The organism is Paracidovorax valerianellae (genome assembly GCF_900102625.1).
GTDB lineage: Bacteria > Pseudomonadota > Gammaproteobacteria > Burkholderiales > Burkholderiaceae_C > Paracidovorax > Paracidovorax valerianellae.
Genome location: NZ_FMZC01000002.1, coordinates 244,009 through 255,415, shown reverse-complemented (window position 1 = coordinate 255,415; position 11,407 = coordinate 244,009). Strand labels below are relative to the sequence as shown.

12 protein-coding genes are annotated in these 11,407 nt (G+C 66.8%); 7 read left to right on the top strand and 5 right to left on the bottom strand.

Annotated features, from left to right (window positions below; translation table 11 throughout):
* Positions 1-80 precede the first annotated feature (80 nt).
* The 5 genes from BLT03_RS03885 to BLT03_RS03865 form a co-directional block, all read right to left on the bottom strand.
* A complete protein-coding gene (locus BLT03_RS03885) occupies positions 81-548 on the bottom strand; it encodes an Lrp/AsnC family transcriptional regulator (protein WP_245711230.1) in 468 nt (155 codons plus the stop codon).
* A gap of 278 nt (positions 549-826) precedes the next feature.
* Complete coding sequence (locus BLT03_RS03880; protein ID WP_092741049.1) at positions 827-1,321, bottom strand: dihydrofolate reductase; 495 nt, start codon at positions 1,319-1,321, stop codon at positions 827-829.
* Between the two features lie 80 nt (positions 1,322-1,401).
* A complete protein-coding gene (locus BLT03_RS03875) occupies positions 1,402-2,028 on the bottom strand; it encodes a DUF4337 domain-containing protein (RefSeq protein WP_092740504.1) in 627 nt (208 codons plus the stop codon).
* Between the two features lie 204 nt (positions 2,029-2,232).
* Entirely contained in the window at positions 2,233-2,784 is a 552-nt protein-coding gene (locus BLT03_RS03870) for a phosphonate degradation HD-domain oxygenase (RefSeq protein WP_092740502.1), read from the bottom strand.
* A gap of 2 nt (positions 2,785-2,786) precedes the next feature.
* Positions 2,787-3,554 (bottom strand): phosphonate utilization associated transcriptional regulator, encoded by a 768-nt coding sequence (locus tag BLT03_RS03865; RefSeq protein WP_092740500.1) that lies wholly within the window; start codon positions 3,552-3,554, stop codon positions 2,787-2,789.
* Between the two features lie 156 nt (positions 3,555-3,710).
* Here BLT03_RS03865 and BLT03_RS03860 point away from each other — a divergent pair, with 156 nt between their 5' ends.
* From BLT03_RS03860 to BLT03_RS03830, 7 genes are all read left to right on the top strand, one after another.
* Entirely contained in the window at positions 3,711-4,757 is a 1,047-nt protein-coding gene (locus BLT03_RS03860) for a putative 2-aminoethylphosphonate ABC transporter substrate-binding protein (RefSeq protein WP_092740498.1), read from the top strand.
* A gap of 5 nt (positions 4,758-4,762) precedes the next feature.
* Complete coding sequence (locus BLT03_RS03855; RefSeq protein WP_092740496.1) at positions 4,763-5,860, top strand: putative 2-aminoethylphosphonate ABC transporter ATP-binding protein; 1,098 nt, start codon at positions 4,763-4,765, stop codon at positions 5,858-5,860.
* Entirely contained in the window at positions 5,857-7,578 is a 1,722-nt protein-coding gene (locus BLT03_RS03850; protein WP_092740494.1) for a putative 2-aminoethylphosphonate ABC transporter permease subunit, read from the top strand. The genes BLT03_RS03855 and BLT03_RS03850 overlap by 4 nt, the downstream gene beginning before the upstream one ends.
* A gap of 83 nt (positions 7,579-7,661) precedes the next feature.
* The gene (locus BLT03_RS03845; RefSeq protein WP_092740492.1) at positions 7,662-8,786 is read left to right on the top strand and encodes a TIGR03364 family FAD-dependent oxidoreductase; all 1,125 of its coding nucleotides are present in this window, start codon (positions 7,662-7,664) and stop codon (positions 8,784-8,786) included.
* A gap of 70 nt (positions 8,787-8,856) precedes the next feature.
* Positions 8,857-9,672 carry a phosphonoacetaldehyde hydrolase gene (gene phnX / locus BLT03_RS03840; protein ID WP_092740490.1) on the top strand — a complete coding sequence of 272 codons (816 nt, stop codon included), beginning with the start codon at positions 8,857-8,859 and terminating at the stop codon, positions 9,670-9,672.
* A gap of 82 nt (positions 9,673-9,754) precedes the next feature.
* Complete coding sequence (locus tag BLT03_RS03835) at positions 9,755-10,741, top strand: thymidylate synthase (RefSeq protein ID WP_092740488.1); 987 nt, start codon at positions 9,755-9,757, stop codon at positions 10,739-10,741.
* 103 nt (positions 10,742-10,844) lie between these two features.
* Positions 10,845-11,366, top strand: a complete 522-nt coding sequence (locus BLT03_RS03830; protein ID WP_092740486.1) for an Ivy family c-type lysozyme inhibitor — start codon at positions 10,845-10,847, stop codon at positions 11,364-11,366.
* Positions 11,367-11,407 lie beyond the last annotated feature (41 nt).

Genomic DNA, 11,407 nt, shown 5'->3' with positions numbered 1-11,407 from the left:
GCAGACCTTTAAGTCAAAAAGGCCTCCAGCGCAATAACCACTAGGGAGATGTGCTATGAAAAATATAGCAATCGCTGGTTTTACCGTGCGTAGGTCAGCGGCAGGGCGGTGGTGAACTTGATCTCTTCCATCGCGAAGCTGGAGCTGATGTCGCACAGGTGGTTGCTGGCGATCAGCTTCTTGTAAACCCGGTCGTACGCCGCGATGTCTGGCACCACCACGCGCAGCAGGTAATCGATTTCACCGCTCATGCGGTAGAACTCGACGACCTCCGGCATGACCTGGATGGTGGCCTTGAAGTTCTCGAACCATTCCTGCGTGTGGGTGCTGGTGCGCACCGAGACGAACACCGTCACCCCGACATTGATCATTTGCGCATCGACCAGCGCCACGCTTTTCTTGATGACACCGCTTTCCTTGAGCCGCTGCACCCGGCGCCAGCAGGGCGTGGTGGAGAGGCCGACTTTGGCGGCGATTTCCGCCCCTTGCTGGTCCGCGTCTTCCTGCAACAGATCCAGGATCTTTTGGTCAATGGCGTCTAGTTTCACAGTGGGCTCGGCTGGGAGGGGGAGGCTGATTATGAAGAGGAGGGCGGCTTGCACGGGCGGGCGCGAAGGTCCCGAGTCCGGCAGCGGATTGGATTATTCCGCCACGCGGATTCTGCACTGACCGCGCGGTCAGAGTGCGGCCAGGGGGCTTTGGCTGCTGCCACGGCAAAGAACATCAGTGGCACGCGAGTTCCAACCGACCGCGCGTGCCCGGAACGGCCGGAGCCGATGCTGCAGCGTCTTCCGCCTTCCGCCTTCCGCCTTCCGCCGTCAGCCCGTCATCGCTTCGCGAGAGTCACGAAGCTGTACGGCAGGCCCGCCGCGCTCACATGGTGCTCGCGCGCCGTTTCCACCCACTCCGGCCCCAGCTCGGGGGCGTGGGCATCGCCCTCGAAATCCCGCCCGATCTCCGTCGCTTCGATGCGCGTGGCCAGCGGTAGCGCCTGGGCGTAGATCTGCGCGCCGCCGATTACCCAGGTGGGTGCGCCGTTGCCTTCTGCCGCCGCCATCTGCAGCGCTTCGGGCAGGCTGGCCGCGCGCCGGGCGCCCTCGGCCTGCCAGTCCGCCTGGCGCGTCACCACGATATTGGCGCGCCCGGGCAGCGGCCGAAAGCGCGGGGGCAGCGAATCCCAGGTCTTGCGGCCCATGACCACGGGGCAGCCGTGCGTGAGCTGGCGGAAATGCGCCAGGTCTTCCGGCAGATGCCAGGGCATCGTGCCGTCCTTGCCGATCACGCCGTTGGCGGCGCGTGCATAAATCAGGTGCAGTGCCATGAAGGGCATCCTCGCAACGGCATTGAAGAAAAAAAGGAAGAGAGAAACGAAGAAAGCAGGCAAAAGGACCGAATAAAGGCTCAAAGGTGCAGGAATGCCATGGTGCCCACGCCCAGCCCGATGGCCGCCACGCCGTACATGCCGTATTCCAGCCATTTCTTGCGCGTGAGCAGCGCGATGGCCGCCAGGGCGATGGCGACTTGCAGCGCGGTGGTGGCCTGCGCCCAGCGGTGGTGCTGGTGCATCTGGGCTTCGCTCTGGTGGTCGAAGTCGAGCGATTCGCGCTCCAGCTTTTCCGCCTGGCCCTTGATCTCGTTCTTCTCGGTTTCGTAGCGGTCCAGCTTGGTCTGGTAGCCGGCCTTGCGGTCATCGGGCGCCAGGTCGCGCGCCATTTCGGTCAGCGACTGCTTGGTGCTCTTGGACTGAAAGTAATTCCACTGGTTGGACGCCTCCGTCTTGCGGATGGCGGCGTCGTTCTTCAGCAGCCCCGCATTGGCCTGCGTGGCCCCGCCCATGTAGGAAAAGATGGCACCCACCGTGGCCACGATCGCAGTGAACATCGCGATCTTGCTGGTAGTGGAAAAGCCGCCTTCGTGCCCGGCGCCGCCGTGGCTGCCTTGGTGGCCGCCGTGAGCGTCGTGGCCCTGGCTGGCATGCTCGACCGCGTGGTCGTGCGGGCCGTGTACGTGAAATCCGCCGGAAGACATAGTGAGTGCGTGGGTAGTGGAAAGGTCGAAAGAACGATGAAACGGGGCGGCGCTGACAACACCGGCCCGTCGAGCGATTCACGCTGTGGGGGCCGATCTTACGTTTGCGGCCGCGCGGCCGATGCCGTCCGCGTTGCATTTTTTTCGGCCCGCCACCTCGGATCGCAGAAGAAAAGGAGAGCAGCGACTGCAGCCCGCCCATGGCTACTGCCGAAGACGGCACCGCGCGGCAATGCCGAGGTAATGGCCCAGGTCCGGCGTGGCTAGGCCTTCGACCTTGGCCTGGTCGTCCCACAGCCGCAGCCGCACCGCTTCTTCCGCGTGCGGCCTGCCGATGAACGCCTGCGCCTCGTGCGCGTCGAACACGCCGCCCTGCAGCGCCAGGCTGCGCTGCGAGTCGGCCGACAGCGCCGATCGGTAGTGCGGACGGGTGGCGCACAGGTAGCGCTTTGCATCTACATGCCAGCGGATGGCGTCGAGCACGCGCTCGCCGAACAGTCCGCGCAGGAAGGGCAGGGCGCTGAACTGGTGCAGATCGTCGATGCCGCGCGCGGTGGGGGTTTCGCCGTGGTCCTGCAGCAGATGGCCCAGGTCGTGCAGCAGCGCGGCGGTGATCAATTCGGCGTCCGCACCGGCCTGTTCCGCCAGCCAGGCGGTCTGCAGCGCGTGGGCGGTCTGCGTGACCGGCTCCCCGCTGTACTGCGTGCCGCCATGGCGCTCGAACAGCAGGGCGATGTCGTCGAAAGCCAGCGGCATCGTCAGGCCCCCACAGTGGCTCGCAACGTCCGCTTGCGCGCCGGTGCCCCGCCCTTGGCTGGTGCGGCGGGCGATGCGGAAGGCGCTGGCGGTTCTGGGCTGTAGTTCTGCAGCGTGCGTTCGCGGCTGTTCATCACATGGTCGAACATCGCCTGGCCTGCGGCTTCGGCGTTGCGCGCCGCGATCGCCTTCACGATCTGCCGGTGCTCGCGGGTGTACACCGCCATCGACTCGACGGTGAGGTTGCGGCGCCGTATCAGTGACAGCTCCTTGATGAGGCGCCGGTAGTTGGCGGTGAACTTGGCGTTGCCGGCCAACTGCAGCAGGGTGTCGTGAAATTCGAGGTTGAACCGGTGAAAGTCCTGCGCGTTGCCGGCCTTGGTGGCCGCGTCCATGGCTTCGACCAACTGGCGCAGCGCCTTCGTCTGGGCGGCGGTGCAGGTTTCTGCCAGCTTGCGGCCGATGTACATCTCCATCACCGCGCGCAGCTCGAAGATCTCCAGCGCTTCGTCCAGCGCGATGTCGCGCACGAAGACGCCGCGGTTTTTCTCCGTGCGCACCAGGCCGGCCTCGTCGAGCATGCGAAAGGCTTCGCGCACCGGGCCGCGCGAAACACCGAGCTGGCTGGCGATGGTGGCCTCGGTCAGCTTGTCCCCGGGCTTCAGTTCGGAGGCGAGGATCATGCGTTCGACCTCGTTTTGCACCAGTCCGGCGAGCGAGTTGCCCTGTAGTTGTGCAATGGCGGCGTTCGCGGGGCTCTGGACGGGCATGCGTGAATGTCTCCCAAACGATTGATTTTGTAGATTGTCTACGATCTACAAAAAACATTGAACCAAACATGGCCCTCATTTTGCTTGGCATGCATGTCATCAGGATGACACGCGCAGCGGCCAAAGTTCGACCCGTTCAACCCCTGGAGTAGTTCAATGCAACGCACCCAACGGCCGCTGCTCGCGGCCTTTTTCGGACTGGTTCTTGCCGCCGCTGCGGGCTCTGCCTTCGCGCAAAAGCAGCAACTGATCGTGTACACCGCACTGGAGACGGACCAGCTCAAGGCCTACCAGGAAGCCTTCAACGCGGTGAACCCCGACATCGAGATCAAGTGGGTGCGCGACTCCACGGGCGTCATCACCGCCAAGCTGCTGGCTGAAAAAGCGAACCCGCAGGCGGACGTGATCATGGGCGTGGCCGCCACCAGCCTGGCGCTTTTCGACCGCAGCGGCATGCTGGAGCCCTACGCGCCGCTGAACATCGACGCCATCATGCCGGCCTACCGCGACAAGAAGAACCCGCCCGCTTGGTTCGGCATGGACGTGTTCGGCGCCACGGTGTGCTTCAACACCGTGGAGGCCAAGAAACGCAACATTCCCCTGCCCACGACCTGGAAGGACCTGACCCGGCCCGAGTTCAAGGGCCAGGTGGTGATGCCCAACCCCGCGTCGTCCGGCACGGGCTATCTCGACGTGGTGTCGTGGCTGCAGATGTGGGGCGACGACGGCGGCAAGGGCGGCGGCTGGAAGTACATGGACGCGCTGCACGAGAACATCGGCCAGTACACCCATTCCGGCTCCAAGCCCTGCAACATGGCTGCATCGGGCGAGTACGTCGCGGGCATTTCCTTCGAGTACCGCGGCCACACCAACAAGGCCAAGGGCGCGCCGATCGAACTGGTCTTCCCCAAGGAAGGCCTGGGCTGGGACCTGGAAGGCTTCGCCATCTACAAGGGCACCAAGAAGCTGGACGCCGCGAAGAAGCTGGCCAACTGGGCATCGTCGAAAGATGCGATGAAGCTCTACGGCAAGAACTTCGCTATCACGGCCCAGCCGGGCATCGCGCCCAAGCTCGCCGGCATTCCGGACGACTACGAGGCACGCCTGATCAAGCTGGACTTCGACAAGGCCGCCGCCAGCCGCGAGGCCACGCTGGCGGAATGGTCCAGGCGCTACGACAGCAAGAGCGAAGCGAAGAAGTAAACGACATGGACGGCGACGACACCTTCCTCGCGCTTCGCGGCATCCACAAGCGATTCGGCGGTTTCACCGCGCTCGGCAGCATCGACCTGTCGATCCGCCAGGGGGAGTTCGTCTGCTTTCTCGGGCCGTCGGGCTGCGGCAAGACCACGTTGCTGCGCATCGTGGCGGGGCTGGAGACGCAGACCGCCGGCCGCATCGTGCAGGCGGGCCGCGACATCTCGCTGGCGCCGCCGGCCGAGCGCGACTACGGAATCATGTTCCAGTCGTATGCGCTGTTTCCCAACCTGACGGTGGCGCAGAACGTGGCCTACGGCCTGGTCAACCGCCGCGAGGGGCGGGCGCAGATCGCGGCGCGCGTGGATGAGTTGCTGCGCCTCGTCGGGCTGCCGGGCAGCGGGCCGAAATTTCCGGCGCAGATGTCGGGCGGCCAGCAGCAGCGCATCGCGCTGGCGCGCGCCCTGGCCACGTCGCCGGGCCTGCTGCTGCTGGACGAGCCGCTGTCGGCGCTGGACGCCACGGTGCGCGTGCACCTGCGCAACGAGATCCGTTCGCTGCAGCGCAGCCTGGGCGTGACCACCATCATGGTCACGCACGACCAGGAAGAGGCCCTGTCGGTGGCCGACCGCATCGTGGTCATGAACCATGGCGTGATCGAGCAGGTCGGCACACCCATGCAGGTCTATCGCGAGCCGGCATCGCCCTTCGTGGCGGACTTCGTCGGCAAGGTCAACCGGCTGAATGCGGTGGCCGAGGGCGGCCACTGGTTCCGCTGCGGCGACAAGCGCCTGCAGTGCGTGCCCGGCGCGGGTAACGAGTTTCGCCCCGGCAGCGCGGTGTCGCTGTACCTGCGGCCTGAGGACCGCGTGGTGGGCGCCGCCGTGCAGGACGACCCGCTGCATTGCGCCGGCACCGTGCGCCACATCGAGTTCCTGGGCGGCAACTGCCTGGCCGAGATCGATGTGGATGGCCTCGGCGGCCAGCCGCTGCAGCTGCAGTATTCGCTCAACCAGATGGACGAGTTCGGCGTGCGCGAAGGCACCCGCGTGAGCTTCGCCCTCCGCGCCGACCGGCTGCGCGTGTTTCCCGCCGGCGCGGCCGCATGAGTGCGGTGGCGGCGGCCCTTCGCGTGGCGCCCCTGCAGCAGCGCGTGCACTGGAGCGACCGCGTGGCCCACCTCGGCCTGCTGGGCGTGGTGGCCCTGCTGTGCATCGGGCTGGTGGCGCCGCTGCTGCTGATCCTGTCGAAGGCGCTGGATGCGCCTGAGGGCTCGGCGATGTCGGGCCTCGGGGCTTTTACGGCCTACCTGGCTTCGCCCGCCTTGCTCACCAGCCTGTGGAACAGCGTCTGGGTATCGCTGCTGGTCACCGCCATCGTGCTGCCGCTGGCCTTCGCGTTCGCCTACGCACTGACCCGCAGCTGCATGCCGGCCAAGCCGCTGCTGCGCACGGTGATGCTGCTGCCGCTGCTGGCGCCTTCGCTGCTGTCCGCCATCTCGTTGATCTACTGGTTCGGCAACCAGGGCGTGGCCAAGGGCTTCTGGGCTGCGCTGGGCTTCGACGGCATCTACGGCGCATCGGGCATCGTGCTGGCCGAATGCTTTGCGGTGTTTCCGCATGTGCTGATGATTCTGGTCACGGCGCTCTCGCTGGCCGATGCGCGGCTGTACGAAGCGGCCGATGCGCTCGGCACCGGCACGCTGCGCAAGTTCTTCACCATCACGTTGCCGGGCGCCAAATACGGGCTGATCTCGGCCGGGCTGGTGTGCTTCACCCTGGTCATCACCGACTTCGGCATCCCGAAGGTGGTGGGCGGCAACTTCAACGTGCTGGCCACCGACGTCTTCAAGCTGGTCATCGGCCAGCACGACTTTCAGCGCGGCGCGGTGGTGGCGCTGCTGCTGTTGTTGCCGGCGGTGCTCACCTTCGCCATCGACGGGCTGGTGCAGCGGCGCCAGACCGCCACCCTGACGGCGCGCGCCGTGGCGCTGGTGCCGCAGCGCTCGCGCGGATTCGATGCCGCCATGACGCTGTATTGCCTGTGCGTCGCCGGCCTGGTGCTGGCCGTGTTCGGCATGGCGGTGTTCGCCTCTTTCGCCAAGCTGTGGCCCTACAACCTCACGCCCAGCCTGGACCATTACGTGTCGGGGTTGATCGACGCCGACCTGGCCGACGCGCTGGTCAACAGCCTCAAGCTCGCGTCCAGCACGGCGGTGGTGGGGACGGCGGTGGTGTTCGTCGGCGCGTACCTGCTGGAGAAGACCCGGGGCCTCGACGCGCTGCGGCCCATCGTGCGGCTGGCGGCCATGCTGCCCATGGCGGTGCCCGGGCTGGTGCTGGGCCTGGGCTACATCTTCTTTTTCAACGCACCGGCCAACCCGCTGAAGGGGCTCTACCAAACGCTGCCGCTGATGGTCCTTTGCACGGTGGTGCACTTCTACACGACCGGCCACCTCACCGTGGTGACCGCGCTCAAGGCGTTGGATACCGAATTCGAAGCGGTGTCCGCCTCGCTCAAGGTTCCGCTCTACAAGACGTTCTGGCGCGTGACGCTGCCGATCTGCCTGCCGGTGCTGCTGGATGTGTCGCGCTATTTCTTCATCAACGCCATGACGACGATCTCGGCCGTGGTCTTCCTCTACTCGCCCGACACCAAGCTGGCGTCGGTCGCCATCCTGAACCTGGACGAGGCGGGCGATACCGGCCCGGCGGCGGCGATGGCGGTGCTGATCGCCGCGACCTCCGCGGTGGTCACGTTGCTGTATCTCGCCGCTGGCTGGTGGATCGACCGGCGGACCCAGGCGTGGCGGGCGCCGGGCCGATGACAACCTGAACGCCGCACAGGCGAAGAACCTTTGAGACAAGAAGCACGCAGCGCCGGAGGCGGCCCTGCGGCGCGGAGAGCACCATGCAAACCAGCAACACTTTCGACGTGATCGTGGTCGGGGCCGGCATCGTCGGCCTGGCCCATGCCTATACCGCCGCCCTGCGCGGGCTGAAGGTCTGCGTGGTGGAGCGCGACGCGGCCTGCGTGGGCGCGTCCATCCGCAATTTCGGCTTCATCACCGTCACGGGCCAAGGGGCCGGCGACACCTGGCGCCGTGCCCGCCGGGCCCGCGAGGTGTGGGGCGACATCGCCCCGCAGGCGGGCATCGAGGCCGTGCACCACGGGCTGTACCTCACGGCATTCCGGCCCCAGGCGCTGAAGGTGCTCGAAGAGTTCATGCGCACTGAAATGGGCGAGGCCTGCGAGCTGCTCGACGTGCCCGAGGCCGCTCGCCGCGCCCCGGCGCTGCAACTGGACGGTGCCCAGGGCGTGCTCTACAGCCCGCATGAGATGCGGGTCGAGTCGCGCACGGCCATCGGCCTGTTGACGCAATGGCTGGCCGAGGCGCATGGCGTGGTGTTCCGCTTCGGCGAGGCCGTGCTGGAGGTCGCCACGCCCCGGGTGCGCACTGCACGCGGCGTGCTGCATGCCGAGCGGGTGGTGGTGTGCACCCATTCGGACATCAACGGCCTGTTCGCCGAGCGGCTGGCGCCCCACCAGCTTCGGCTGTGCCTGCTGCACATGCTGCGGGTCATGCCCGAGCCGGGCCTGCGCCTGCCCGGGTCGGTCATGGCCGACCTGAGCCTGGTGCGGTATCTGGGCTACAGCCAGTTGCCGGCCGCCGCTGCGCTGCGCGAGCAGCTTCAGCGGGAAGAGGGCGAATCGCTGGCCAACGGCATTCACCTGATCGTGGTGCAAAGCGCCGATGGGTCCCTGGTGGTGGGCGATTCGCACCACTACAGCGCCGCGCCGATGCCCTTCGCCGACGAGCGGGTGGACGACCTCATCCTGCGGCACCTGCACGACACCGTGAAGCTGAAAGCCTGCCGGGTGACCGAGCGCTGGGTGGGCGTCTACCCGTCGTCGGCCACGACCGACTGCCTCATCGACCGGCCCGACGATGCCACCCGGCTGGTCATCGTCACCAGTGGCACCGGCGCCAGCACGGCGTTCGGCATTGCCGAGGACACCTTCGGCGATTGGTGAACCCGTCGCCTTTCTCTTTCTATCCATCAGCGCGCCGGCTTCCCGGCGCCGACCTATCAAACACCCGGGCATGCAACCTTCCACTACAGCACTCAGCGCCGTCGTCTTCGACTGGGCGGGCACCATTCTCGATTTCGGCTCGTGCGCGCCCATGGGCGCCTTCGTGCGGCTGTTCGATCAATTCGGCATCCGCATCGGCATCGATCAGGCCCGCGGCCCGATGGGCGTCGCCAAGTGGGACCACATCAAGGCCCTGAGCCTGCTGCCCGAGGTCGCGCAGCAGTGGGAGCGCCAGCACGGCCGGCCTTTCACCGATGCCGACATCGACCACCTCTACGAAGTCTTCACCCCGATGAATACCGCCGTGGTGGCCGATTTCGCCGGCTTTATCCCCGGGGCGCTGGACACCGTGGCCGCACTGCGCGCGCGCGGGCTGAAGATCGGCTCCACCACCGGTTACAACCGGCCGATCATGGACATCCTGTCGCCCATCGCGGCGGCCGGGGGCTACCGGCCGGACAACCTCGTCTGTGCGGGCGACCTGGCGGCGGGCCGCCCGTCTCCACTGATGATGTTTCGCTGCTTCGCGGACCTCGCGGTGTGGTGGCCGGCAACGGTGGTCAAGGTGGACGACACCGATGTCGGCATCCTGGAGGGCCTCCATGCCGGCACCTGGACGGTGGGCGTCGCGGTCAGCGGCAATGCGATGGGGCTGACGCTCGGCGAATGGAATGCGCTGCCCCCCGCCGCCCAGCAGGCCCGCCGCGAAGACGCCGGTGCCAAGCTGCGGGCCGCCGGTGCGCATTACGTGATCGATTCGGTGGCCGATCTTTTGCCCGTGATCGACGATATCGCCGGCCTGCTGGCAAAGGGCATACGGCCCTGAGGCACGCCGCCCGACCCCTTGCGCTACGATTCCGCCCTTGGCCCGCCCCCCTCGGCCGTCCCCTTGGCTCGTCACTTCGGCAATGAAACAGTATCTCGACCTCGTTCAGAACATCTTCGACAACGGCAGTTGGCAAGACAACCGCACGGGGGTCCGCACCCTGAGCCTGCCCGGCGCGATGTTGCGGTTCGACCTGCAGGAGGGCTTTCCTGCCGTCACGACGAAAAAGCTCGCCTTCAAATCGGTGGTGGGCGAATTGGTGGGTTTTCTGCGCGCGTACCGGAGCGCGGCCGACTTCCGCGCCCTGGGGTGCAAGGTGTGGGACCAGAACGCGAACGAGAACGCCCAGTGGCTGGCCAACCCCTATCGCCTCGCGGAGGATGACCTGGGCTCGGTGTACGGCGTCCAGTGGCGCCAATGGCCCGCCTACAAGCTCATCCACCCGGCTGAACCGCAGGGCAAGGCCCAACTCGACGACGCACTGGGCCGGGGCTACCAGCAGATCGGCACGCTCGACGGCCACGATGGCAAACCGTCCGGCGTGTTGCTGTACAAGGCCATCGACCAGCTTCGGCAGTGCCTGGACACGCTCATCAAGGACCCCGGCAGCCGCCGCATCCTGTTCCATGGATGGAACTGGGCCCAGCTCGATGAAATGGCCCTGCCGCCGTGCCATCTGCTGTACCAGTTCCTCGCCAATCCGGGCAAGCAGGAAATCTCGCTGTGCCTCTATATCCGCAGCAACGATGTGGGGCTCGGCACACCGTTCAACCTTGCCGAAGGCGCGGCGCTGCTGCACCTGGTGGGGCGGCTCACGGGTTACACACCGCGCTGGTTCACCTACTTCATCGGTGATGCGCACATTTACGAGAACCACGTGGACATGCTCCGCGAGCAGCTCACGCGCGCGCCGTACCCGGCCCCGAAGCTCATCCTGTCGGACCGCATTCCAGATTACGCCTCCACCGGCAAGTACGAGCCGGAGTGGCTGGAGAAGGTCGAGCCATCGGATTTTTCGCTCGAAGGCTACGAGCACCACGCCCACATCACGGCGCCCATGGCCGTCTGATAGTCCGGGCGACTCCTGGCCGTCCGGTCGGGACGAGGCGGGATGCTCGCCCGACAGCGGCTAAGCTCGCCGGTTGCTTCCCCGATTCAAGGAAATCCGCCCCATGCGCCTTTCGCCCTCTTTGCCGTTCCTCGCCGCGTTGATGCTCGCCAGCGGCTGTGCCAGCAACGTGCCGCTCACGCCTGCCGCCTCCACTGCCACCACGACATCCTCTTCTGCCAAGCCGGCGGCCCCTGGCGCGGCAACGGCGCCCGCGGCCTCCGACCGCTGGGCCGGCGTGCAGGCACAGGTGGGCCGCAAGCCCTCGGAAGGCACGGATTTTCTGCGCACGGGCCCGATGGGCGTGCGGGTGAAGGAGTTGCTCGGCCCCGTCAACCATCCGGAGTTTCTGCAGAACATGGCGATCACCACGCCGCTGCGCCAGGAAGGCGGCTTGCTCTACATCACCGGCCGCAGCTCGCAGCAGCCCGATGCCCAGGCCGCCGCCGTGGTGGTGGACCCTTCGCGCGATGCGATGCGGGTGTGGCTGCAGACGGGCGACGCCGAATGGGACGTGCAGGACGCCGGCGCGCCGGTGCCGTTGCCGGCCGACGTGCGCAAGGTGCTGGAAGACGCGCGGCGCTGAGCCGCACGGTCGGGGCCGGTCGCCGGCCCAGGCTTAAAACC

What these genes read in the sequence shown, in the direction of transcription:
- BLT03_RS03845 (WP_092740492.1), top strand. Translation starts at nt 7,662, where the DNA reads ATGCAAACCAGCAACACTTTCGACGTGATCGTGGTCGGGGCCGGCATC.
- BLT03_RS03850 (WP_092740494.1), top strand. Translation starts at nt 5,857, where the DNA reads ATGAGTGCGGTGGCGGCGGCCCTTCGCGTGGCGCCCCTGCAGCAGCGC.
- BLT03_RS03835 (WP_092740488.1), top strand. Translation starts at nt 9,755, where the DNA reads ATGAAACAGTATCTCGACCTCGTTCAGAACATCTTCGACAACGGCAGT.
- BLT03_RS03855 (WP_092740496.1), top strand. Translation starts at nt 4,763, where the DNA reads ATGGACGGCGACGACACCTTCCTCGCGCTTCGCGGCATCCACAAGCGA.
- BLT03_RS03880 (WP_092741049.1), bottom strand. Translation starts at nt 1,321, where the DNA reads ATGGCACTGCACCTGATTTATGCACGCGCCGCCAACGGCGTGATCGGC.
- BLT03_RS03860 (WP_092740498.1), top strand. Translation starts at nt 3,711, where the DNA reads ATGCAACGCACCCAACGGCCGCTGCTCGCGGCCTTTTTCGGACTGGTT.
- BLT03_RS03865 (WP_092740500.1), bottom strand. Translation starts at nt 3,554, where the DNA reads ATGCCCGTCCAGAGCCCCGCGAACGCCGCCATTGCACAACTACAGGGC.
- BLT03_RS03830 (WP_092740486.1), top strand. Translation starts at nt 10,845, where the DNA reads ATGCGCCTTTCGCCCTCTTTGCCGTTCCTCGCCGCGTTGATGCTCGCC.
- phnX (WP_092740490.1), top strand. Translation starts at nt 8,857, where the DNA reads ATGCAACCTTCCACTACAGCACTCAGCGCCGTCGTCTTCGACTGGGCG.
- BLT03_RS03870 (WP_092740502.1), bottom strand. Translation starts at nt 2,784, where the DNA reads ATGCCGCTGGCTTTCGACGACATCGCCCTGCTGTTCGAGCGCCATGGC.
- BLT03_RS03875 (WP_092740504.1), bottom strand. Translation starts at nt 2,028, where the DNA reads ATGTCTTCCGGCGGATTTCACGTACACGGCCCGCACGACCACGCGGTC.